The following is a 24,934-nucleotide window of genomic DNA, read 5'->3' on the forward strand; positions in this document are numbered from 1 at the left end:
AAAAAAATGGATTGAAAAAAGTAGCAGAAAGAGATACACTGATCATGAGTGAGTAATCACTCATGATAGGAGGTGTTGTTATGGATAAAAAAATTGAAAGCACAGAAGATAAGATTATACGGGCTGCTATCGAGATATTTTCTCAAAAAGGATACAATGGCACCACAACGAAGGAAATTGCTGTGAAGGCCAAAATTGCAGAGGGTACGATTTTTAGATATTTTCCTAAGAAACAGGACTTGCTCCATGGCATTCTGGTAAAAGCGATTGAGATCATGGCGCCAAAGATTATTGGCAAGGGTGTAGCAGAAATCTTTGATGATAACAGTGATAAAAGTGACCGGGAAATCCTGATTGCTTTTATGAAAAACAGATTGGAGATTGTCCAGCAAAACTTTACCCTGATTAAGGTAGTTCTTAATGAAGCCCAATATCATCCGGATATTCAGGAGTTGTTTTTTCAAAAAGTGCTTCCGCCTATTAAGGGAATTATCGATCACTTCTTTATGGAAGGTATTAAAAAAGGAAGATTTAGGCAGTATCATCCCTCTATCCTTACGGCGATGATGGTGGGAACAGTAGGTATGAGTGTACTGCTGCAGCACAACCGACATTTTGTTGAAGGATTATCTAAGGAAGAAATTATGGAACAGATGGCCGATGTATTATTGACAGGAATCTCAAAGAATTAAGGGGGAAGCATCCGTGAAAAAGGCAATCCTTTTACTGGTTAGTATTTTGATATTTACTGTGGGGTGTGGCAAAGTGGAAAACACCAGGTATACCGGAACCGTAGAAGCAACACAGATAGATGTTTCAGCAGAGCTGAGCGGAATGATTAAAGAAATAATGGTTTCCGAAGGGGAGCAGGTGGAGGCAGGGCAGCTGCTTGGAAAGCTGGAGGACACTGCATTGGGTTTATCTACCCTGCAGCGGGAAGCTGCTTATCAGGCACAAACCGCACAATTAGCAGATCTAAAGAAGGGTACCCGTCAGGAGGAACTGAATATAGCCTATCAACAGATTCAAGGAGCCGAACAACTGCTAAGGGCAGCAGAAGATACCTTTGCTTATCGAAAAGATCTTTATGAAACGACAAGGGAGATGTTTGAACAGGGAGCCGTACCGGAACAGCAAATGAAGGATGCCAGATATTTAATGGATCAGGCGGAGCATAGTATGGAAAATGCCCGGAAGGCATTCGATACAGCAGTTGTAAAAATGGAGCTCTTGGAAAGAGGGGTTCGTGAGGACCAAATCAAAGCACAGGAGCATCTAGCCGAGCAATCTAAAAGAGCCTATGAACAAACGAAGCTGCAGCAGGATAAAACAAATATCAATGCTCCCGCTAAGGGAGTCGTATTATATAAGAATTTTCAATTAGGGGAGTTTTTACCCATGGGTGCACCTCTAGTAACCTTGATAGACCTGGAGGACCTTTGGATGAACGTTTATATACCAGAAAAAGAATTGTACAGAGTGCAGCTGGGACAGAAGATAAAGCTTATCTCTGATATCCTCAAAAAGAATGAATTTCTGGGAGAAGTGATATTTATTTCTCCAAGAAGCGAGTTTACCCCTTCCAATGTAATCACTAAAGAAGATCGTCACAACAGGGTCCACGAAGTAAAGATTAAGATCATACAGGGTCAAACCTATTTGAGACCGGGAATGATTTTGGATGCAGAATTAAGTGAGTAGAAGAGGGTGGAAAGATGGAATATGCAATAGAAATTCATAATATTACCAAAGTCTTTGGAGATTTTACAGCTGTTGATCATATCAGTTTTTCTATCCCAAAGGGTAAAATTTTCGGTTTTCTGGGCCCCAATGGTTCCGGTAAATCCACTACAATTCGAATGCTTTGCGGCGTGCTGACACCTACTTCCGGTTCCGGTACAGTATTGGGTCTGGATATCGTGAAAGATGCAGAAAAAATTAAACAGAGCATTGGATATATGTCGCAGAAATTTGGCCTTTACGAAGATTTAACCATTAAAGAGAATCTGAATTTCTTTGCTTCTATTTATGGAATTTCAGGAATCATGAAGAAGGAGAGGATTCAGGAGATCATGGAGCTCTGTGGCCTGGGAGAAAAACAGCACGCGGCAGCAGGGATTCTCTCCGGGGGCTGGAAGCAGCGGCTGGCCCTGGCCTGCTCCCTATTGCACCAGCCGAGGCTTTTGATATTAGATGAGCCTACAGCCGGAGTAGATCCCGTATCCCGAAGGGTTTTCTGGGGAGTTATCCATCGGTTAGCTCGATCTGGTATTACCATTCTGGTAACGACCCATTACATGGACGAGGCAGAGAGCTGTGATTTGCTGGGATTTATATATAGAGGACAGCTGATGCAGCTGGGTACGGTAGAGGAAATACGTCAACGGGAAGGGATGCATAGTATAGAAGATATATTTATCTCCTATGTTGAGCGTGTGAGTGACATCAAAGTAACCGGTTCCTTTATGGAAATCCGGAATCATTTGGATTAGTGAGGAGGATGGATATGAATCTGCATCGGTTTATGGCAATTGTTAGGAAAGAATTTATCCATATACGCCGGGACAAAGCCAGTATGATGATCGCTTTAGCTGCACCTCTCCTCATGTTGTTTTTATTTGGTTATGCGGTAAAGCTAGAGGTTGAGCGGGTGGATATGGCAGTCTTTGACCAGGATCACAGCGCCCAGAGCAGAGCCTTGGTTCAAAAGCTGAAGCATACGGACTATTTTATAGACCGTTATTATGCCGGCAGTGATCGGGAAGTCATAGAAATGGTAGATAAAGGCATTGTAAAGGTTGGACTGATCATTCCCCCTGATTTTGAAAGGCTGATCAAGGGGGGGAAGGAAGCCCAAGTACAATTTCTGATAGACGGCAGCGATGCCACCACTGCAAGGACTGCCCTTTCCAGTACGATGCTTTTATCCTCTGATTTCGGAAGGGACATCAGAGAGGAGATGCTGAAAAAAGCCGGCCCTTTAGGAATCGGCGCTGGGGGAATTCGGGCATTGCCCAGGGTGCTCTATAACCCTGCCATGGAAAGCATCAAATTTACTATACCTGGATTGATTGGGTTGGTTATTCAAAATATCACGATTATATTAACGGCCTTTTCATTAGTCCGCGAAAGAGAGAGGGGAACACTGGAACAGTTGATTATTACACCGATACGTCCTATAGAACTGATTCTGGGGAAGCTGATTCCCTATATTCTCATTGGATTCTTTGATTTTGCTTTGGTAATGATTTTAGCCATGACGGTTTTCCGTATGGAGGTCCGGGGCAGCATGCTGATGCTGCTGCTTTTTTCAGCCTGCTTTGTAATCTGCGCACTGGCTATGGGGATGATCATTTCAACGATTGCAAAAACCCAGCTGCAGGCAATGCAAATGGCACTATTACTTCTATTGCCCAGCGTTTTGCTTTCCGGATTTGTTTTTCCCAGGGAAGCAATGCCGAAACCTATCTACTTGATGGGCTTTGTCATGCCCCTTACCTACTACCTCCAGATTATCCGGGGAATTGTCCTGAAGGGGGTTGGGGTAGATGCGTTGCGGCAGCAGACAGGGCTGTTGCTGTTTTTTACATTTCTACTCATATTTGTTGCGGTCATGCGTTTTAAGAAGCGGCTGGATTAAGTAGCCCTTTTATAATATAGATGTGTGATTTAAAAATTTAACATTCAGCGGAACGGCACAGAGGCCGTTCCCTATATAAAGCTCGATAGAAAGGTAGGGATTGACGCCCTCGTCGTTCCGAATATTCATTAGGATTCTTTGCCTGCATTCCCTAAGAACGAAGGCAAAAGGATCAAAGAGACGCTCTCTAGTATCTTGTATTTTCTATTTATTAGCGAATCGGGGGCTCTATTTTTAGGCAATCTCTTTCTTTAGCTAACCGGTTAAGTTCAAGGTGGGTACTTTGGGTTTAGGTGCAGATATGATAAACTATCTATATAACCTTAAACAAAGTGGGGAAACATATGAAAAAACTTGTTATTGCAGAAAAACCCAGCGTTGCCCGGGACATCGCAAAGATATTAGGGGCAAAGACAAAGGGCGAAGGCTGTCTTGAAGGAAATGGCTATATTGTGACCTGGGCCATCGGGCATTTAGTCGCTCTATGTGATCCAGAGGAATATGATATCAAATATAAACGATGGGATATGCGGACCCTTCCCCTGCTGCCTGAAGAAATGAAGCTAAAGCCCATCAAAAAAACCTATCAGCAGTATCGCATCATCAAAAACCTGTTGGCAGACCCGTCGGTAACCTCAGTTATCTGTGCAACTGACGCGGGAAGAGAGGGAGAGCTGATCTTCCGATATATTTATAATCTGGCCCGGTGCAATAAGCCGATACAGAGGTTGTGGATTTCCTCATTAACTGATGAGGCCATCCGGGAGGGCTTCGAAAACCTAAAGGATGGACAGGCGTTTTATCCTCTTTATCTTTCCGCAAAATGCCGCAGCGAAAGTGATTGGTTGGTTGGAATTAATGGGACTCGAGCCTATACTGTAAAATATAAAAGCCTGTTGACCATTGGAAGGGTGCAGACACCGACTTTGGCCATCCTCGTAAAGAGAGAAGCGGAAATCGAGGCCTTTGTGCCTCAAAATTATTGGGAATTAAGCGGAGACTTTGGCAGTTATAAGGGAATATGGATTGACCGGGAGACAAAGGAAAGCCGAATTGATTCCCGGGAAAAAGCAGAGAGCCTGGAAAAAAAGGTGCTTAAACAGGAAGGCTTCGTCAGAGACATTGAATCAAAGAAAATGGTAAAAAAGCCGCCCCTCCTCTATGATCTGACAGAACTGCAGCGGGATGCCAATAAGCGCTACGGATATACTGCTGAAAGAACCCTGTCCATTGCCCAAGGATTATATGAAAAACGCAAGGCAATCACTTATCCGAGAACCGACAGCAAATATTTATCGAAGGATTTGGTTAAGGGTCTGGGAAAGAAGATTGAAAATCTTAGAGAAGGGCAGTATAAAGAGTTTTGTGAATACCTGCTAAAGCTGGAGAAACTGCCCATAAGCAAAAGAATAGTAGATGACAGCAAGGTGAGCGATCATCATGCGATTATTCCAACGGATAAAAAAGGGGATATCAGCAAATTTTCTCAAGAAGAGAAGAACATATTTCATTTGATTGCACAACGCTTCCTGGCGGTATTTTTCCCCGACTACATTTATAACAGTACAACGGTGATCACGGAAGTCATGGAGGAATGGTTTAAGACTACAGGACAGCAGGTACTGCAAATAGGGTGGCAGGGCCTCTACCGTGATGAAGAAGAAAATAAGGACAATATCCCTAAGGTGAAAAAGGGACAAAAGGTTTTCGTTGAGGAAACGAATATCGAAGATAAACAAACCCAGCCCCCGAAGCGATATACAGAGGCTGCACTGCTGTCTGCCATGGAGCATGCAGGGAAGCTTGTAGAAGATGAAGAATTGCGGGAGCAGCTAAAGGAAAGCGGGATTGGAACACCCGCTACCCGGGCATCAATTATTGAGCGGTTAATCGAAGTTGGTTATGTGGTACGAGAAGGAAAAAATCTGATACCTACTGAAAAAGGAAAAAATCTGATTGCTATCGTACCGGAAGAACTGTCGTCTCCTGAAATGACAGGGAAATGGGAAAGAGCCTTGAATCGAATTGCAAAGGGAAAAATGGATGAAAAGAAATTCATGGAAGGAATTGAACGCTTCACCGCTTTTCTCGTTAAGGATGCCTACGAAAGAAACCCAAAAGTCATCTTTGAAAGAGAGAAAAAAGGGACAGCCAAGAAAGGAAGCAAAGGAGCAAGTACTGCTGCCACTCAGGAGAAGCTGGGCAATTGTCCCGCCTGCAAAGCTGGGGAAATCCTGGAAGGAAGTAAAAACTACTATTGCAGCAATTATAAGCAGGGCTGCAAGTTTGGCCTGTTTAAGCAGGATAAACTGATGGCCAGATACAAGAAAAAGATGAGCAAAACCATTGCTAAGCAGTTAATTCAAAAGGGTGAGGCTTTGCTCAAAGGCGTAGTATCTCCAAAGGGAGGAAAGTTTGACGCAAAGATCAAGCTAAAGCAGCTGGAAACAGGCTATTGGGGATGGACTTTTGATTTTGAAAAAAAAGAAAAAGCCGATTAGTTCTTGGGGGTCTTGCATGGTGGGATCTCCTTTTCTTTTATAGAAACTTTTACTTTTTCCTCACAAAAATTTTAAAATTTACCCACCTTATCCTCACAAAACCCTCACAAAGTTTGTACATAATAGTACTGTCAGCAGGACTGACAAAAACTTTTAAGAAGGGAGAATGATAATGGAGAAAAGATTTTTTATGAAGAAAATACTATCAGGTGTATTGGCGAGCAGCATGGTGCTTGCTTTGGGCGGTGCTGCGCTGGCACAGGAACCGGATGCGGCAGCAAATTCAGAAGCAGCTGCTGGGAAAACAGTAAGGATCATGCAGAAGTTTAAGCAGGGAAAGGGATTTGGAGGACAGCTGGATTTTGTTGCAAAGGATAAGGCACCGGGAAGAGGATTAGAGGCTGTTCTAGACAAATTGGTCGAGGAAGGAACCCTTACCCAGGCGAAGTCAGAGGAAATTAAAAAGTATATGACAGAAAAGGCGGAGGCAAGAAAGGCAGAACTTGAGAAGATAAAAGCCATGACGCTGGAGGACAGACAAAAGTATTTAGAAGAGAAAAAGGCACTGGTTAAAGAAAAAATCCATCTAACTGAACAGTTAGTTCAGGATGGTATTATTACAGCAGAGCAAAAGGAAAAAATTGAAGCAAAAATGAAAGAGATGATGCCTCAAGTACAGGGAAAACTTGGACATAAAAGAGGCATGGGGCTTCCGCTGGACAAGCTTGTAGAAGAAGGCAAACTGACAAAAGAAAAAGCCGATGGGATAAAGGCATATTTTGAGAAAAAAGCAGAAGCGCGTAAGGCTGAGTTTGATCAACTAAAGAATATGACGAAGGAAGAAAGACAAAAGTACTTTGAGGAAAACAAAAAAGAAAGAGTCAATATATTGGATGAACTGGTAAAGAATGGATTACTCACCGAAGAAGAAGCTGAAAGCTTGAAAAACATCAAGATGAAATCCTATAAAGAAAAGAATAACGCCTAATGAATCAAGCCCTTGCATATTGCAAGGGCTTGATTGATAGAATTCATAAAACCATTTTAATGTCATCACAAAACCCTCACAAATAGGAAATATAATACAATTTAGCATAATAGGCTGTATTCATAAAAGGAGGTAATAGAGATTGCTGAAAAAGTTGTTTCAAAGCAAAGGAGTTAAAATAGGGGTGATGCTGTTGATTCTTGCAGGGGGCGGTTTCTATGGATTTAAAACGCTTCATAAAGCAGCTCCTTCCACAGCGGAGACGATCACAGTAACAGAGGAGAGCGTTCGAAGAGGGGATCTGACCATCGCCTTTGCCGGTGATGGGAAATCCAGAATTCCAACAGTAAATTTGAATTTTAATCTGTCTGGAAAACTAAAGGAACTGTATGTAAAGGAAAATGATGAGATACAGGTAGGACAAATATTGGCGAAGCTGGATGATACAGAATACATAAAAAAACTAAAAACGGCGCAAATAAACTACGACCGGGCGCTGTTGAATCTCGAACAGAAGAAACAAAATACTAAATTTACACTTGTGAACGAGAAACAGCAGCTGGATGATCTGAAGACTAAGCTGGATCAGATAGAAATGGAATACTTGCCCATGACAGAAATGGCAGATTATTATTCCAGACAAGAGCTGGAACTGAAAAAAATGGCCTACGAAAGTGCAAAAAAGGCCTACACCATACAGCAGGAAAGGTACAACATTTTGTCCAACTCCAATCTTGATTTAGCCTTGGAAGAAACAAACCTGGAAACTGCCAGAATTGCACTGGAGACGGCGCAGGATGAGCTTAACAACACGGTTTTACGTTCCGATGTAAATGCAAAGGTTTTAAACGTTGCTTATAAGCCAGGGGAAACTGTGTCTACACCCAATAGTTCTGGAGAAATCACAGCAGATACCAATCATTTTCTTGTGGTATCCGATGCAAAAAAAATCGAGGTCATCGTACCTGTTTCTGAATTGGACTTGGCTAATGTAGCTGTAGGTCAAGGGGTTGAGGTTGCTTTTGAAGCATTGGAAAGACAAATTTTTACGGGAAAGGTGATATCTATCGCATCGCTCCATAAGGTAGATCAAAATGGATTGGTTACATATGATGTAAAAATTGAACTGGACAGCGGCTTCGACGAAATCAAATCCGGTATGACCTGCTCCGTATCCTTTATACTCAGACAGCGTAAGGATGTACTTATGATTCCCAATAAAGCAGTAAAAATGGTAGATGGAAAACAAGTGGTAAAAATAAAGCATCAAAATGGAGAAATTGAAAGCAGAAACATTAAAACAGGATTAACCGACGGAAAAAACGTAGAGGTAACAGAAGGACTAAACCCTGGTGAAACTGTATTGATAGAGAATAAGAAATAAGCGCAGGTGGGACATATGAATCTGATTGAAATTTTTAGAGCAGTTTTTATGAATATCCAAGGAAACAAAACGAAGGTTTTTCTTACAACCCTGGGAATTATCGTGGGGGCTTTGACCATTGTGCTGGTGATTTCTATTGGAAACGGCAGTCAAGCCAGTGTTGAAGAACAGTTCAGAAACTTAAACGTAGGTACGCTGCAAATCATGCCCGCTTTTGGCGGAAGGGCCACAGAGAGGCTGACCTCGGAAGTAGCAGCCCAAATTAGAGCAGAGGCGCCCTCTATTAAAAATATATCTATGATATTGGCTGCCAGAGCCGATATAAGCTATTCAAACACCTCTGCATCAGCCTCTTTAGGGGGAGTTACGGAAGATTTAATGTTTATCAATAATCTGGAGATGGCCTATGGGACCTTTATTACAGAAGAACAAAATGAGGATGCACAACGGGTAGCCGTAATCGGATCGGACATTGCACAAGAACTTTTTGGAGATGAGATAGGAGATGTTATTGGGGAGAGGGTAACCATATTAGGCAGAAGGTATGAAATTACAGGCATATTAAAAGGGATGGGAGATTCCTCCATGGGTGGGATTTCTCCCGACAGTGCAGTATTCGTACCCTATAAGGTAGCTGAAAAATACATTGTGGGGAGATTGGCCAGACCAACGATTATAGCCTTAGCGAAAGATATTGACCATGTGGAGTCAGCTATAGAAGAGATCAATCTGGTACTGCAGGAGGTCTATCGGAATAAAAGTGACCAGTTTAGAATTATCGATGCAGGCAATCGACTGCAATCTGCAAAAAACTCAGCCAGGACCATGACCCTGATGCTTCTTGCGGTGGCAGTTGTAGTATTGATCGTAGGCGGCATCGGAATTATGAATGTATTATTTGTTTCCGTAAAAGAAAGGACCAAAGAAATTGGGATTCTAAAAGCCATAGGGGCGCAAAAAAGAGATATATTATTGATGTTTTTGCTGGAAGCCATTATGATTAGTGCTGTTGGTGGCGTATTGGGTATCCTGGGGAGTATGCTGGCGATGCCGATTATGAATTACTTCCAGGTAAGGGCCATCCCTACAAATTTTGCCTATCTGCTGGCATTTGGATTCTCTGTAGGTATTGGAACCTTCTTTGGGTATTATCCGGCTTCAAGAGCAGCAGCACTAAAACCTATCGATGCCCTCAACTATGAGTAAACAATAAAGGAGTAGAAGTTATGAAGAATGCAATTACCTTGAGCATATTAGGACTTTTAAGTATTTCCTTATTATTCACTGCATGCGGAAAAACCGATGCATCGGTAGATCAGCCTGCACAGACCAATCCTGAGACACAAAGTCAGCAGGCAGCAAACCCACAGGGGAGTAACGATCAGAACAATAGACCCCAGTTTCAAAGACCGGATCTGTATGGTAGAGTAAAAAGCATTATTGGCAATGAAGTCCTATTGGAGTTGGCTGAAATGCCGGAAAGAAGCAGTGGGACTTCTCCGGGTGATGGGGCATCTCCGGGTGGTGTCCGGCAAAGTGGAGGAGGCGGAGCAATGACTGCCGGAGGTGCCATGCCCGCAATACCTGGAGGTGGAGGCGGGCCGATGCTCTCCGGTAGCGGACAGCAAAGAACTGCCAGAGCACTGAATCTAACAGGAGAAACGAAAACCATTTTGATTCCTGTAGGGATCCCGATCATCAGCTTTGGACAAAACACCCAGAAGGAACTGGATCTTGCGGACATTTACCAGGGGATGATGATGCAAATATGGCTGGATCCAAATGATAAGGAAATGATTACGCAAGTCCGTGTGATGCAAGGAAGGTAGCAGCTATGGAAAACAATATGATCTATATGCGGGATATCGTCAAATCCTATAAAATAGGTAAAAATAAACTGACTGTATTAAAAGAAGTGTCCCTGGAGATTAAAGCAGGGGAGTTTGTTGCTATACTTGGGCCTTCTGGTTCAGGGAAATCAACGCTGATGAATATTATCGGCTGTATTGACGTGGCAGACTCCGGAGAGTATATACTGAAAGGAGAGAATATTAAAGCCAGAAATGAAGACGAACTGGCCCATGTCCGAAATCGGGAAATCGGGTTTGTTTTTCAAAAATTTAATCTTCTCCCTAAATATAAGGCTATCCATAATGTAGCATTTCCGCTGCTTTTGAGAGGTTTAGGAAAAGAACAGGCCTATAAAAAAGCAACAAGACTCTTGGAAAGAGTTGGATTAAGCGATAGAATGAATCATAAGCCCCTTGAGCTATCCGGCGGAGAGCAGCAAAGAGTTTCTATAGCCAGAGCCCTTTCGGGAGGGCCCAGCATACTATTGGCCGATGAGCCCACCGGTTCTTTGGACTCCAAATCGGGGAGCGAAATTATAGAGATGTTTTTAGCCTTGAATCATGAGGGTAATACCATTGTACTGATTACCCATGATTTAAATGTTGCAAAGCAGGCGAAAAGAATTATCCATGTAAGGGATGGAAAGGTTTTAGAGCAGTAGGGTTACGAAAAAGAGGAGAGAAAAAATGGACGAAGCTAAAATTCTTGTGGTTGATGATGAAGAAAAAATGCGCCATATTATAAAAGTGTATCTATCCAACGAGGGTTATAAAGTAGATACTGCAGAGAATGGGAGAGAAGCTTTAGAAAAGCTGGAAGGCAAGCCTTATGATTTGGTACTGTTAGATGTGATGATGCCGGAAATCGATGGCTGGACCGTTTGCAGAAAAATTCGTCAGGAGTCATCGATTCCCATTATACTGCTCACAGCAAGAAGCGAAGAATATGAAAAGATTTTTGGATTTGATCTGGGGGCAGACGACTATCTTACCAAGCCTTTTAGTTTAAAAGAGATGGCCGTCAGAGTACGGGCAGTCTTAAAGCGGACCCTGGAGCACAGCGGAAAGGGGCCAAAGGATATTCGGGCTGGAGCATTAGAAATCAAAGCTATGTATAAGCAGGCCCTGCTGGATGGTCAGGAACTTCTGCTCACGCCAAAAGAATATGAACTGCTGTATTTTCTCGCAAAAAACCCGCAAATTGTTTATTCGAGAGAGCAGCTGCTAAATCAGGTATGGGGGTATGATTTTTTAGGGGATGCAAGAACGGTGGACACCCATATTAAACAGCTGCGGGAGAAGCTGGGGGATTATAAAAAATATATACATACGGTTTGGGGAACGGGATATAAGTTTAAGGCGGGAGATGAAAATGAAAAGTATACTGAGTAAGCTGTGGCTAGGTATTACCGCTTTAGTATTGATCATATTACTCATTACTTGGTTGTTTCAGATCGGTTTGTTAAATGAATTTTATATTCGGGAAAGGAAAAGTATTCTGCAGAATGAAGCAAAAAAGCTAAGTTCGATTATGGAGCAATCAGAGGAGTTTAATATTTTATCACAGGAGGCGCTGGAGGAGATCCACCGCTTCACAGCATCCATCAATGCTATTGTCATGATTATAGATAAAAAGAATAATATGATATTTGTCAATACACCGGGGCGTTTTTTCATCAACAATCGGGAACAGGATCGAAATGATCGCAGGTTTCCATCTCCTCTTATGGGAGATGGAGAGATAGAAGGCTTGATGGCACAGGGAAAGCCATTTACTCTGCAGCGAATACGTTCCAGGGGTCCGGAAGCCTCTATTATCGTAGGGGTCCCTGTTACACGGCAAGGCCAATTGATCGGAAATATTGTGATCTCTTCTGCCTTAGCTCCTATTGAAGAAGCCACAACCATTCTAAAAAAGCAGCTTTCTATTATTACAATACTTTCTTTGGGGATAGGAACCCTATTGGCCTTATCCCTGGCGAAATTTTTCACCAAGCCCATTGTAAAGATCATCGATGCTTCAAAATGTATTGCAAAAGGAGATTATTCCGTAGAAATCATTCAACCCTCTAATGATGAGATCGGCGTACTTGGAGAAACCATCAACGATTTAGCCAGGCAGCTGGATAAAACCGAAAAACTGAGAAAAGAATTTATTGCCAATGTATCCCATGAGCTAAAGACGCCAATTAGCCTGATCAAAGCTTATGCGGAGGTAGTAAAGGATATGGATAACTTTGATGTGAAGGATAAAGATCAGTATCTGCAGGTTGTCATTGATGAATCCGACCGGTTAAACAACATGGTAGAAGATATCCTCTATTTGTCCAAAATGGAGTCGGGATACGCTGATCTGGAATATGAGCAATTCTCATTGCAGGAAATCCTGGACTGCATTATAGAGAAACTATCTTATTTTGCGTCAAAAAATAATATCAGCGTTGCTCTGGAATTGGAAAGTGAGCATCCTGTCATATTTGCGGACAAGAACAAAATCTATCAGGTATTTTACAATATTATTAACAATGCCATCCATCATTCCTATGAGAATGGAAAAATAGTGATTAAAATCACTGAGAAGGATGAACTCCTAAGGATTGAAGTGATTGACAATGGAAAGGGGATTCCAAAAGAGGACCTGCCTTATATATGGGATCGGTTCTATAAGGTAGATAAGTCCAGGAAAAGAGACAGCAGCGGCACCGGCTTAGGGATGGCCATCGTGAAAAATATCCTGAAGGCCCACAGATATCAATTTGGTATTGAAAGCCAAATCAATAAGGGAACCATGGTTTGGATGGAGATTCCGAAATATATCCTATAAAAAGAAGATAAGCAAAGGTTTTTAAAGCTGCCCCTGATCAAATCAGGGGATTTTTTTGATGCATTAAAAATTTTGAAATATTAAAAAATAATTACTATTCAAAAGGTTGAAATTTAGGGAGTGTTTTTATAGAGCTAAGGGACTGGGATGAAAAATAGAAAAAAGTGGATTGATAGCTAGTGAATAAAAGAAATCAGAAGATAAACGAATTAAATAGTAAAAAACAGCTATATTTTGGCACCATTGAGAAAAATCTGAAAATTGATACATTTTTTTGTTCGTAATATAATAACATATAATAGTTTTTACGTTTTTGTAATATTTACAGAAAGGAGGTTTCAGTAGAAGTCAATCGCCAAAAGACCGAATGATTCCTTCGGATTTATTTATTCAATCATAATTATTGTTTTGGCGGCAGACAGATTCACAGGTGTCATTTTAAGTCCATAAAATAAACTAGAAAGGGTGAAATTATGTCTCAAAACAGAGATCAATGGGGTTCCAAAATAGGTTTTATTCTTGCGGCAGTTGGTTCCGCAGTTGGATTGGGTAACATTTGGAGATACCCATATTTGCTTTACTCCAGTGGTGGAGGCGCATTCTTAGTTCCTTATTTCTTCGCATTATTTACTGCGGGTATTCCGCTAATGATTTTAGAGTACAGCTTCGGACATAAATTTAAAGGTTCTACCCCTTTAGCTTTAGCAAGAGCCAATAAAAAGTGGGAATGGCTTGGATGGTGGCCGAGCTTTAATTCTATCGTAATCTTAACCTATTATTCTATGATTTTAGGTTGGGCTGTGAACTACCTCTTCTTGGCCTTTACACAGGCTTGGGGTTCTGACCCCAATGGATTCTTCTTTGGAGAATTCTTAAGTCTTTCCAGCGGTCCTTTTGAGTTAGGCGGAATCAAGTGGCCTATATTCTTTGGAATCACGCTAATATGGTTTATTAACTGGTTTATCTGCTACCGCGGTGTTTCCGGCGGTATTGAGAAGTTAAACAAAGTATTGCTGCCAACCCTTGTTGGAATTATGATCTTAATCGTAATCAGAGGAATAACCCTTCCAGGCGCAGTAGTAGGTTTAAATAAACTATTTACTCCAGACTGGTCTAAGGTAATGGATCCCAAGGTTTGGATCGCTGCTTACGGACAGATATTCTTCTCCTTGAGCTTGGCAATGGGGGTTATGATCACTTACTCCAGTTACCTGCCAGAGAAAACAGATATCGTAAACAGTGCATTTATGACAGCTTTTGCTAACAGTGGTTTTGAATTCCTGGCAGCTATCGGGGTATTTGGTATCCTTGGATTTATGGCAACCAGCCAAGGTGTTCCTGTAGAAGAGGTTGTTACAGCCAGTATCGGTCTTGCCTTCGTTGCATTCCCGAAGGTATTTGGATTGATGGGACCATTAGGCGTGGTATTTGGCGTATTATTCTTTGCCTGCCTGGTATTCGCTGGATTAACATCTTCTGTATCCATGGTTGAAGCCTTTGCTTCAGCAGTAATGGATAAAACAGGCGCAGACAGAAAGAAAATTGTTACTTATACTGCAATAGGCGGTTATGCAGTAGGGGTATTGTTTGCAACTGGTGCAGGACTATACTTCCTGGATATTATCGATCACTTCATCAATGCCTATGGTACTGTAGTTATCGGTTTAAGCGAAGCAGTAATTGTAGGTTGGCTGTATGGTGCCCATAAGATTAGAGAACATGTTAATCCAATTTCCATTTATCCGGTAGGTTCTTGGTGGGATGTTATGGTTAAATTCATTACACCGGCAGTATTGGTATACATGTTGATCTCTAACCTTGTTACAGAGTTTAAAGCACCTTATGAAGGCTACCCAATGTCTGCATTGCTATTATTAGGATGGGGTGTAGTAGCAGCGATTATCGCACTATCCTTCTATGTGGCCTCAAAACCTTGGAAGGAAGGCGCATTGTCTTATAACGCCGAGGAGGTGAAATAGTATGAGTGCAACATCAATTATATTTTTCTTGTTTGGTGCAGTAGTACTATGGGGAGGATTGGCTTTTACTTTGAGCAAAGCCCTCAAAGATAAATAGACTGTAAAGTATAGGAGATGCGAAAGCATCTCCTTTTTTCTATAAGCGATAGGACTCCTGTACCAACTGTTTTAATATTCCCTAGTCATCCCGTCGGAAGTTGTTCTCAAATACTAGGAATTCACGTGAAAATATTATAAACTAATAGAAATAACATGACCGGATTAAGACAAGAGGGAGGGACAAGGGATGAGAAGAATTGCCATTGCAAATTTAAAGGATGGAATGAGAATTGCTAAGGAAATCGCATCACCCACAGGAATTCTTTTAATTGCGGCGGGCACAGAGATTAGCCAATTTACCATCAACCGGCTAAAAAGCGTAGAAGTTGATTATGTATACATCCATGAGGAAACTGATGCTACCGATACTATCAATTATAACAAATTAAAGATTCGGTATGGCAACCTTGTTCAAAAGCTTAAATACAGCTTTCGTACACTCCGTTTTGGCCGAAAATATATTGCAGATGAATTAGATACCAATATTGATCAGTTAATTGCAGAGTTGGTCAAGAGCAACAATTTGATTGCCTGTTTAAAGGTGATTGACAAAAAAGATGAAGGATTATTCTTTCATTCAGCAAATGTAGCGGTGATATCGGTTTTGATCGCAAAATGGTTAAATTTATCTGATGAAGAAATAAAACGAATCGCATATGGGGCCCTTTTCCACGACATCGGAATGACCAAGGTGGGAGACTATTTGGTGGAGAAAGCTTATCACAGCAACTATAGATTAGATAGCGATGAAGAATGGCAAATCAAAAAACACTGTGTGTATGGCTATCAGCTGCTCTCCGAGGTTTACGGGCTTTCAAAGGATGTTGCCATTATTGCACTGCAGCATCATGAGGCCATAGACGGCAGTGGGTATCCCATGAAAATCAAATCTTCAAATATTCATCCTTTTGCCAGGATTGTGGCCATTGCAGATCTTTATGATAATTTGATTTCAGGAAGAGGAACAAAGGCTCATAATTATTTTGAAGCCTTAGAGCATATTTTAGATGCAAGGTTTCAAAAGGTTGATCCGGCGCTCTCTTTGCTATTTGTAAAAAACATGGTCAGTTTTTATATAGGGAATAGAGTTTCTCTCAGCAACGGAAAGGTAGGGGAGGTAATCTATATCCACAACAATCATCCTACCCGGCCTGTAGTCAGAACGAAGGACAGTTTTATCGATTTATCTGAAAGCAGGAACATACAAATCTTAGATGTTGTAGTGTAATAGAGCAGCGAAAAGCTGTTCTTTTTTTTCTAATTTCAAAAAAATGTTTGATTCATGGGATAAAAAGGGTATAATAAAAATATACTAATAGAGTATAAAAGTATAAAAAGGTGTGGGACAATGACAAAGGAAAGCAAAAAAAAATATAACCGGTTGATGGAAAAAGCAGAGGAACTCTTTATGAAAGTAGGATACAAGCGTATTTCCATGGATGAGCTGGCAGCTGCTGCAGGTATTAGTAAAATGACCATCTATAAACATTTTTCCTCTAAGGAGGCATTGTTTACAGAAGTATTAATACAAATGATAGAAAGGCATTTTGCTGTAATAGCTGCTGAAACTGAAAAAATACCCACCAGTACGGAAAAAATTGAATACATGTTGGATTACACCATCAAAAACGTAGAAAATTATTCAATCCATTTATATAAGGATCTCATGGACCTGCCTTATGTAATGGAGGCCATCATAAAATACAAAGGAAAGAAGTTAGAGGAGACATGGCGGGCAATTATCAGGGAGGGAATTGAAAAAGGAGAAATAAGGCCGATTGATATCGAGTTTGCAGCATCCTTTTTCAATCATCTACAGTATAGTCTGCACAACCTCATCATGAAGCATGAAGACAAGGGAATCAAGTGGATCGTGGCAAATGTGTATGATCTCATCAAATATGGGATATTAAGAAAATAGAAGGGTCATTAGAAAGGGGGATGGAAATGAACCGAAAGGTTTTGATGCGGGTAGAGAATGTCAGCAAGACTTATAAAATGGGGGAAGTAACGGTCAACGCTTTGCAGAATGCCTCTTTTGAGCTTTACGAAGGTGAATTTGCAGTAATTCTTGGGCCTAGCGGCTCCGGCAAGAGTACACTGCTCAATATACTGGGAGGAATGGATTTACCTACGGAAGGCAAGGTTTTCGTCAACGGAAAGGAAATCACCCAATACAATGACAGACAGCTTACCATCTATCGTCGGGATCAAGTTGGCTTCGTATTCCAATTCTATAACTTGATGGGTAATCTTACAGCCAGGGAAAATGTAGAGCTGGCTACAGAAATTTGTGAAAATGCATTAGATATTGATGAGGTAATGGAGCAGGTAGGATTAGGGGAAAGGAAAGATCATTTTCCCGCTCAGATGAGTGGAGGTGAACAGCAGCGGGTAGCCATCGCCAGAGCTGTTGCAAAGAATCCTCTGGTGCTGCTTTGTGACGAACCCACCGGAGCGCTAGATTTTAAGACAGGGATTATGATTTTATCTCTGCTGGATAAAATTAATAAACAATACAATAAGACTATTTTGATCATTACCCACAACGCGGCCATTGGAGATATGGCCCATCGTGTCATTAAAATGCGCAGCGGCAATATCATTGAGATTAAGGAAAATACCAATCCAATTCCGCCGGAAAGGATTGAATGGTAATGAAAAAGCTGGATTTAAGACTGTGGCGTATGATCAAACAATCAAAGGGACAATTTTTTTCTATTGCAGCGGTCATCATCCTGGGCCTGGCTATTTATGTCTCCTTTAGCATGACCGCTATCAATCTGGAGAATACCAAAAACTATTATTATGAAATCACTAATTTTGGTGATATCCTTGTTCAACTGGTGCGCATTCCAAAAGGGGCTGTGGAGGATTTAAGAAAAATTGACGGGGTAGAAATGGTACAGGGAAGAGTGAGCTTTCAGGTTCCATTTCGGGTACAGGATCCCCGGGAAAAGGTAACGGTGAAAATCGTATCTATACCGCAGACACCGGAACAAATCTTTTCACTCTACATGCTGGAGGGGGCTCCTCTAAGGAACGATTTAAAGAGCACAGTAGTACTGGAACAGTTTTCTGATGCAAGGGGAATTCGAATCGGCGACAAAATTTCGCCCTATATTAATGGGAGAGCCCATCCATTGGAGGTTGTGGGAATTGCCGCAAGCTCTGAGCATGTTTATTTGATGGAAAATGAACAGGCACTGCTCCCGGCTCCTGAGAAATTTGGAGTTCTTTATGTCAGCGAGGATTTTGCCCAATCTGCCTATGGTTACAGAGATAGTTATAATGAAGTGCTGGTACGGGTAAAAGACTTGGATCAAATCGATGAGATTGCAGATAAGCTGGAAGACCGCCTTGATAAATACGGTGTTAAACGAGTGATTAAGAGAGACGATCAGTTAAGCAATCGGATGCTGTCAGAGGAAATCAGCCAGCTCCAAAAGACCTCCAGTGCCATTCCCTTGCTTTTCCTGATTGTAGCTTCAATTGTAATCGTCATCATGCTGTCCAGGATCGTAAAAAATGACAGAACCGTCATTGGTGTTCTAAAGGCCATGGGCTACGGCAACGGGGAGATTCTGCTTCACTATACCAAATACGCATTGGCTATCGGAGCTTTTGGATCTCTGATAGGGATACTTGCGGGCATCCAGCTTTCCGGAATGCTGGCAAATATGTACATTCAGTATTATAACATTCCTATTTTAAGACAGGATATTTACTATATTTATATGGTTTACGCCATCCTTTTGACCAGTGTCTTCTGCATTGTATCGGGATTATTGGCGGCTAAATCTGTGCTGAAGATTATGCCGGCAGATTCTATGCGGCCCGAAGCACCAAAAACCGGAAAACGGGTTTTTTTAGAGAAAGTCAAATTCATATGGGGCCCTTTAACCTTTAGCTGGAAAATGGTAATCCGTAATGTAGCCCGAGGGAAAAAACGTTTTGCATTTTTGATTCTGGGATTGGCCTTAACCTATGGGATCAATGTAGTACCGGTTTATATGTTTGAAGGAATGATTTCCATGTTTGAATTACAGTATGGAGATTTTCAGAGGATGGATTATACCATAGAGTTCTCAAGACCCATGCACAAACGGGCAGTGGGAGAAATAAAACAGTTGATTGAAGTTCAGCATATGGAACCAAAGCTGGAGATCCCCTTTGAGCTGAAGCAGGGCTGGCGGAAAAAAGTGGTTACGATCATTGGCCTGCCCAGGGACACAAAGCTTTATGCCTTTAAAGATAAGGCGGGCAATGCCATATCCCTCCCTGAGAATGGCATCCTGCTTACAGAGGGATTGGCAAAGGCATTAAATGTTTCTATTGGAGATCAGATCCTTATTAAAAATTATCTTCCCGGTAAATCTGATGTGAATGTGGAGGTTAAGGGAATTATCCGGCAATACTTGGGAATCAATGCATATATGAATATAGAGGCCATGGATGGTCAGCTGGCAGAAAAAGGCATGATTACAGGGGTATCCTTTCTCTCCCGGGATCAGGTCCGGGAGAAATTAACCAATGTGAAAAATATTTCTGCCATCCAATCTATTACTGATATGAAAAATAGTTTTATGCAGTTTTTAGATTCTGTAATAGTATCTACAACGGTTATGATGCTGTTCGGAGGAATTCTTGGTTTTGCCATTGTTTATAATTCTACAATTATCAGTATTGCAGAGCGGCAGATGGAATTCTCATCCCTACGGGTACTAGGCTTTGATAAAAGAGATATTGTAAAAATGATTACCAAGGAAAATGGGTTAATGACCATTATCGCTATCATATTGGGAATTCCTGTAGGATGGGCCATGTGCAATGGAATTTCTGAGGCTTTCAACACAGATCTTTATACATTTCCTGTAATCATAACACCGGCAACCTACTTATATGCTGCTGTAGGAACTATCTTATTTGTGGGGATTGCTCAGCTGGCCACCATCCGAAAAATTTATCACCTGAACTTTATAGATGCTTTAAAAAATCGTGTTTCCTAGAGGGGGATAGAAATGAAGAATAAAAAGATTGTGATTGGTATAGTAGCTGCCATATTGTGCATGGCTGCCTACCTGCTGTTTCAAATGAATCAAGCAGTTAAAGTGGACCTTCAGTCAGTGAAACGGGGAAATCTGGAAGACGCAGTGGAGGAAACCGGTGTCATCAAGACAAGACAGGATCGAAAAATCATCTCAACGGTAACCGGTAAAGTACAGCAGCTTTTAGTAGAGGTAGGCGATGAAGTTAAGGCTGGAGCTGTTTTGTTGAGAATTGACCCGGAGGAAATGAATATTCAGTTAAGAGGCTTGGAAGCACAGCGAGAGGCTCTTGCAGCTCAATATCGTGAGGCTGTCAAACCAATGGATCAAGAGGAAATAAGAAAGCTTCAAATAGAGGTGGAAGCTTCTCAAATTCGCTACGAAGAAGCAAAAAGACAGGCTGAAAACAATGAATTGCTGTATAAAGAAGGAGCTGTCAGCTTCGAAGAATATAGAAAGGCCCAAGTAAATCTGGATGTAGAATCAGCGGCTTTGAAGCTGGCAAAGCTAAACCTGGAAGTGGGTCAGAAATCTGCCTCTGAGCATGTAAGGGCTCAGTTTGAAGGTCAAATGAAACAGTTGGATGCCCAAATCGCACTGCTGCAGAGACAGATGGGAGATTTGGAAATCAAGGTACCTATAGATGGTATGATACTGGTGAAATATATAGAGGCTGGCAGCTATATTCAACCTGGTATGCCCCTCTTTGACATTGGAGATCGAGGACAGCTCTATATAGAAAGCGATATACTGGCAGGAGAAATGGCTGAGGTTAGGGAAGGTCTTCCTGTGGAGATCAGCAACGAGGATCTGAAAATTGCAGGGCTTTCCGGAACCATTACCAAGATTTATCCCGTAGCTTTTAGCAAGGTATCGGATTTGGGCATTGAGCAAAAAAGAATCAGGATAGAAGTCAGTATGCAGGACGGCACAACCGCTTTACGGCCGGGATACGATATGGATTTAAAAATCATCACCGACCGGAAGGAAAATATTCTGCTGATACCGGATTCCGCAGTATTCGAAATCAATGGAGAAGATCATGTTTTTGTAAATCAAACAGGGAAAGCTGCTTTAAGAAAAATAAGGAAGGGTATTTCTCAGCGTGATCAGGTAGAGATATTAGAAGGATTACAGGAAGGGGAGGAAGTAATTCTTTCACCCAATGACAAGATTAAAGAGGGAATAAAAATTCAGCCAAAAGATCAATAACTATCATGATAAAGGATAAAACCCGGATACCCGGGTTTTATCCTTTATCATGATAGTTTTCATAAATCCTTTTATAGAGAGGATTATCCCCCATATAGCGTGCCAGGTATTGGAGTAGCTGCTCCTGCTGATTACCTGCGGTTTCAAGCATTTTATCCGCTGCAAAATCGATGATTTCCGGTTCCTCACATTCTGAGATGACTTCGAAAATCTCCGCCAGACGCTGTGCCAGTCGGGAAGTCAAATCATTGTCTGTTTGGTCATTGGGGACAATTCCCTTTTCTGCCATGGTATGAATGGCATCACAGAGAATCCAGGCAGTTCCTTCTATGGTTTTTGTTAAATTATGATAATGCTTTTCGCTGTCGATTTCATGTTTCATTATATCCACTCCTATCTGCCTACAAACAATTGGGTGGCCATTTTTCCATACCGAGAGCCTTCCCGTACACCAATACCGATATGGGTAAAGTTTGGATTAAGAATATTGTCGCGATGTCCCTGGGAGTTCATTAGAGAAGTATGGGCCCCCTGTATCGTAGGGTTGCCCGCAAGATTTTCTCCTGCATAGATGTAGCGAATGTCAAACTGCCGCATCATATCAAAGGGACTGCCGTAAGTAGGGGAATTATGACTGAAATAATTGTTATCAATCATATCCTGAGATTTCAATCTTGCTACTTTGGTAATTTCCATGTCTACCTTCAGGGGATGTAGACCTTTTTTAATACGCTCTGCATTCAATAAACGGAGCATTTCTTCCTCATTGGGTGTCAATCTTGCAATGGCCTCCGTTTGTCCTGCCATGCTGGGGGCTTCAATATGGGGTTGGGCATCCTTAGGCTCAACAGCGCCGATTTCTCCCTGATCCCCTTCAATGACGTACCAGTTGTTGAATTCACCTACCACGTTATAAATTTTGTCTTGTGGTAAACGGGCAATGATAGGAGCCTTGGGACTGCGCCCGGAGCGTAGAGGGGCATTGTTGTTGACGATGCGAATTTGACGTACAGCACCTCTTTGGAAAATGGAAGAGGCTTGCGGATCAAGCATAGGACGCTGCTGGGGGCGACCTGGAGCGCAGGCTGCAGCAAACAGCGATAAAAGGATGAAAATCCCTATGACTTTTTTCATTTTTCATCACCTCAGTAATAGTATTACCGGGAGCATTTTTAAAATTTATTTATCGTGTTGAGGGGCAGCATTCATATATTGCCATAAGTGGAAAAAAATATAGTGTGGAAAACCACACTATATTTTATATTTTTTCAATTCTGATTTTAAATTTCCTGTGAGACTGTCTAGCTGCTGGATGTAATCGATCAAATCGCCGATTCGGCTTGAATACTGGACTACATTGGCGCTCATTTCCTGAGAAGCTGCGGAATTTTCCTCTGCAATGGCGGCGAGAGAATGAATGTTTTGGAATACATCGGAGATTTTTTGTGCCTCAGAGGAGAGTGCATCCACCAACTCTATGATTTTCTTTGCCACCTTAGTGATTTCATCGGTAGCTTTTTCATTATCCTTTGCCACAGCATCCAGTGTTTTGTTGCTGTCTTCTAAACGATGGAATTGATTGGCCACCTGCTCAATCATTTTGGTTACGTCTGCAATAAATGCTAACAGGCCTTCGTTAATCGTCTTTACTGCATTTTTTGAATCCTCAGCCAGATTGCGGATTTCCTGCGCTACGACTGTGAAGCCCTTGCCCATTTCCCCTGCTCTGGCGGCCTCAATGGCTGCATTGAGAGCCAATAGATTGGTCTGATCAGAAATCTGTGCAACAGTTGTTACAATTTCCATAATGTCATGGGCCCGCTTCGATAAATCCTCTCCCTGATGATTTACCCTAGAGAAATCATCCTTGATCTCCAGCAAGGCAGCTGCAATTCTTTGAACCTGTCCAAAGGATTTGCGAATATCTGCTACGGCAATCTCCAATTGTTTTTGGCTGTGAACTTCTTCTTCCGCAAGCCGGTTTAGATTATCGATGTTTTCGTTTAGAATATATACAGACTTCTCTGTTTCCTCGGCCTGGTGTACAGCTCCGCTGGCTACTTCCTGTACCAAATCCGATATGCCCTGAGAAACTTCCTTCATATCTTCGGCTACCTGAGAGAATTTCATAGTAAAATTGTGCATATCGTCGGTTCCGCCCTTCAGAAAAAGAAAATCTTTTTTCATTTTTTCCTTGATATGGTTTAGGTCTGTCATATAATCTTCCAAATGATCACCGGTTTTGATGGAGAGATTCTCCTCAAAATCCATATCCGACAGCTTCTTCAACTGCTCCTGAATCCTCTGAAAAGGTGCCAATACCACGTTGCTGAAAAGCAGCGTAATACAGAAGATGGCTGCCGAAGAGAAGAAAACTTGAAGGAGTTGTTCTCTGCCAAACAGAAAAAAAAGCAGGGCTGAGGAGATTACAGCAACAGAAAGGGAGATCTTGGCAGATACATTGCGAATAATGCCGAAAGAAAGGATGCGGCTTAAGGGGTATTTTACAGTTTCACGGGGATCTTTCTCCAGAAGGATTTTTATACGCATAAAATGCCTGCCATCCTGGTATTTTCCGGTTTCTAATATTTCTGTTTCAATTCGCTCTTGGAAAAAGGCGGCACTGCCTTCCAGAAGTCCAAGAAAGTAATCAAACATGCCTCTCTTGGATTCATAGAGTATTTCAATAGTTTTATCCCCTATTTCCCTGGCAATCAAACGAGGAGGATTTGCGCCTTTGACCATTTTTGTCAACTGACTGTGAACATCATCCATCATCATCAGAAAGCTTTTTAAGCTGAAACGCTCAAAATAGGAAGGAAACCAGGTGCGAAAGGTTTCGATATTGCTTTTGCCAATTTCCCGCCACACCTTTTCTGCAGGCTGTCCAACAGTAGCAGCTACTTCCCGGACGATTGCCATAGGTTCCTGGTCGGGGATATCCTCAAGAGGGGTAATAACCCGGTCGGTTTCCCAGCCGGCCTTAGAAACAGCCCGGTCAACAACTTCTTTTCCGTAGAGTTTTTCCAGACTCTTAATCCAGGTAGATACAACAGTACCTTTCATATGTATGTCCTCCTATAGTGCATAGGTAGTGTCAAGTATGACACCCCTTTTTAGATTTAAACTCTTTATATATTAAGGGTTACAAAGTTTTTTGAAATAAAAAAACAATGACCCCCTATTTTCGGTTATAATTAAGTTCTCACACAAAATTCTCCCTGAAAGAAAGGTCATTGTTATGAACTCAATTATAACCTATTTACTTTTAATAATCCAATACCAAAATCAACAAATTCGTTGGCTTGTGCTTTTTCTTTCTAAATATGTTCCCCTTGGGCAATGGGCTCATGATGATATTCATTCCCCCAAGTATCAGAAATTCAAGACTGATATCCTCCCAAAGGTT

The 24,934-nt window shown here is 41.7% G+C and carries 22 protein-coding genes; 19 read left to right on the forward strand and 3 right to left on the reverse strand.

The annotated features are described in order from the left end of the window. The first annotated feature begins 80 nt into the window (after window positions 1-80). The 19 genes from BUB56_RS04185 to BUB56_RS04275 all read left to right on the forward strand — a co-directional run bounded on the left by BUB56_RS04185 (window position 81) and on the right by BUB56_RS04275 (window position 21,525). Complete coding sequence (locus BUB56_RS04185; RefSeq protein WP_190014184.1) at window positions 81-692, forward strand: TetR/AcrR family transcriptional regulator; 612 nt, start codon at window positions 81-83, stop codon at window positions 690-692. Between the two features lie 13 nt (window positions 693-705). Further along, complete coding sequence (locus BUB56_RS04190) at window positions 706-1,701, forward strand: HlyD family secretion protein (protein ID WP_190014186.1); 996 nt, start codon at window positions 706-708, stop codon at window positions 1,699-1,701. 14 nt (window positions 1,702-1,715) lie between these two features. After that, complete coding sequence (locus tag BUB56_RS04195; RefSeq protein WP_110940119.1) at window positions 1,716-2,492, forward strand: ABC transporter ATP-binding protein; 777 nt, start codon at window positions 1,716-1,718, stop codon at window positions 2,490-2,492. 14 nt (window positions 2,493-2,506) lie between these two features. Further along, on the forward strand, window positions 2,507-3,640 hold the full coding sequence (locus BUB56_RS04200; RefSeq protein WP_110940120.1) for an ABC transporter permease: 1,134 nt from the start codon (window positions 2,507-2,509) through the stop codon (window positions 3,638-3,640). A gap of 344 nt (window positions 3,641-3,984) precedes the next feature. Continuing rightward, window positions 3,985-6,141 (forward strand): DNA topoisomerase III, encoded by a 2,157-nt coding sequence (locus tag BUB56_RS04205; RefSeq protein WP_110940121.1) that lies wholly within the window; start codon window positions 3,985-3,987, stop codon window positions 6,139-6,141. A gap of 172 nt (window positions 6,142-6,313) precedes the next feature. Next, on the forward strand, window positions 6,314-7,129 hold the full coding sequence (locus BUB56_RS04210; protein ID WP_110940122.1) for a hypothetical protein: 816 nt from the start codon (window positions 6,314-6,316) through the stop codon (window positions 7,127-7,129). 142 nt (window positions 7,130-7,271) lie between these two features. Next, window positions 7,272-8,513 carry an efflux RND transporter periplasmic adaptor subunit gene (locus BUB56_RS04215; protein ID WP_110940123.1) on the forward strand — a complete coding sequence of 414 codons (1,242 nt, stop codon included), beginning with the start codon at window positions 7,272-7,274 and terminating at the stop codon, window positions 8,511-8,513. A 15-nt stretch (window positions 8,514-8,528) separates the two neighbouring features. Further along, window positions 8,529-9,719: an ABC transporter permease gene (locus tag BUB56_RS04220; protein WP_110940124.1), complete on the forward strand. Its 1,191-nt coding sequence runs from the start codon at window positions 8,529-8,531 to the stop codon at window positions 9,717-9,719. A gap of 20 nt (window positions 9,720-9,739) precedes the next feature. After that, window positions 9,740-10,342, forward strand: coding sequence for a hypothetical protein (locus BUB56_RS04225; protein ID WP_110940125.1), 603 nt, complete (start codon window positions 9,740-9,742; stop codon window positions 10,340-10,342). 5 nt (window positions 10,343-10,347) lie between these two features. Beyond that, window positions 10,348-11,025, forward strand: coding sequence for an ABC transporter ATP-binding protein (locus tag BUB56_RS04230; RefSeq protein WP_278319454.1), 678 nt, complete (start codon window positions 10,348-10,350; stop codon window positions 11,023-11,025). A 25-nt stretch (window positions 11,026-11,050) separates the two neighbouring features. Next, a complete protein-coding gene (locus BUB56_RS04235; RefSeq protein WP_110940126.1) occupies window positions 11,051-11,755 on the forward strand; it encodes a response regulator transcription factor in 705 nt (234 codons plus the stop codon). Continuing rightward, window positions 11,736-13,187 carry a HAMP domain-containing sensor histidine kinase gene (locus tag BUB56_RS04240; protein WP_190014189.1) on the forward strand — a complete coding sequence of 484 codons (1,452 nt, stop codon included), beginning with the start codon at window positions 11,736-11,738 and terminating at the stop codon, window positions 13,185-13,187. Before BUB56_RS04235 ends, BUB56_RS04240 begins: the two co-directional genes overlap by 20 nt. Before the next feature lie 473 nt (window positions 13,188-13,660). Then, window positions 13,661-15,166, forward strand: coding sequence for a sodium-dependent transporter (locus BUB56_RS04245; protein ID WP_110940128.1), 1,506 nt, complete (start codon window positions 13,661-13,663; stop codon window positions 15,164-15,166). Window position 15,167: 1 nt separating this feature from the next. Then, the gene (locus BUB56_RS04250; protein ID WP_110940129.1) at window positions 15,168-15,263 is read left to right on the forward strand and encodes a MetS family NSS transporter small subunit; all 96 of its coding nucleotides are present in this window, start codon (window positions 15,168-15,170) and stop codon (window positions 15,261-15,263) included. A 189-nt stretch (window positions 15,264-15,452) separates the two neighbouring features. After that, window positions 15,453-16,493, forward strand: a complete 1,041-nt coding sequence (locus tag BUB56_RS04255; RefSeq protein WP_110940130.1) for an HD-GYP domain-containing protein — start codon at window positions 15,453-15,455, stop codon at window positions 16,491-16,493. A gap of 120 nt (window positions 16,494-16,613) precedes the next feature. Next, entirely contained in the window at window positions 16,614-17,186 is a 573-nt protein-coding gene (locus BUB56_RS04260) for a TetR/AcrR family transcriptional regulator (protein ID WP_110940131.1), read from the forward strand. 26 nt (window positions 17,187-17,212) lie between these two features. After that, window positions 17,213-17,923, forward strand: coding sequence for an ABC transporter ATP-binding protein (locus tag BUB56_RS04265; protein ID WP_110940132.1), 711 nt, complete (start codon window positions 17,213-17,215; stop codon window positions 17,921-17,923). After that, complete coding sequence (locus BUB56_RS04270) at window positions 17,923-20,274, forward strand: ABC transporter permease (protein ID WP_110940133.1); 2,352 nt, start codon at window positions 17,923-17,925, stop codon at window positions 20,272-20,274. Before BUB56_RS04265 ends, BUB56_RS04270 begins: the two co-directional genes overlap by 1 nt. Before the next feature lie 12 nt (window positions 20,275-20,286). Continuing rightward, entirely contained in the window at window positions 20,287-21,525 is a 1,239-nt protein-coding gene (locus BUB56_RS04275; protein ID WP_110940134.1) for an efflux RND transporter periplasmic adaptor subunit, read from the forward strand. 37 nt (window positions 21,526-21,562) lie between these two features. On the opposite strand, the gene BUB56_RS04280 is transcribed toward BUB56_RS04275, so the two are convergent. The 3 genes from BUB56_RS04280 to BUB56_RS04290 all read right to left on the reverse strand — a co-directional run bounded on the left by BUB56_RS04280 (window position 21,563) and on the right by BUB56_RS04290 (window position 24,591). Beyond that, window positions 21,563-21,907, reverse strand: a complete 345-nt coding sequence (locus BUB56_RS04280; protein ID WP_110940135.1) for a hypothetical protein — start codon at window positions 21,905-21,907, stop codon at window positions 21,563-21,565. Window positions 21,908-21,918: 11 nt separating this feature from the next. Beyond that, window positions 21,919-22,659 (reverse strand): CAP domain-containing protein, encoded by a 741-nt coding sequence (locus BUB56_RS04285; protein WP_110940136.1) that lies wholly within the window; start codon window positions 22,657-22,659, stop codon window positions 21,919-21,921. Between the two features lie 117 nt (window positions 22,660-22,776). Next, entirely contained in the window at window positions 22,777-24,591 is a 1,815-nt protein-coding gene (locus BUB56_RS04290) for a heme NO-binding domain-containing protein (protein ID WP_110940137.1), read from the reverse strand. Window positions 24,592-24,934 lie beyond the last annotated feature (343 nt).

Origin of the sequence: Geosporobacter subterraneus DSM 17957, assembly GCF_900142145.1 — a bacterium.
Classification (GTDB): Bacteria; Bacillota; Clostridia; order Peptostreptococcales; family Thermotaleaceae; genus Geosporobacter; species Geosporobacter subterraneus.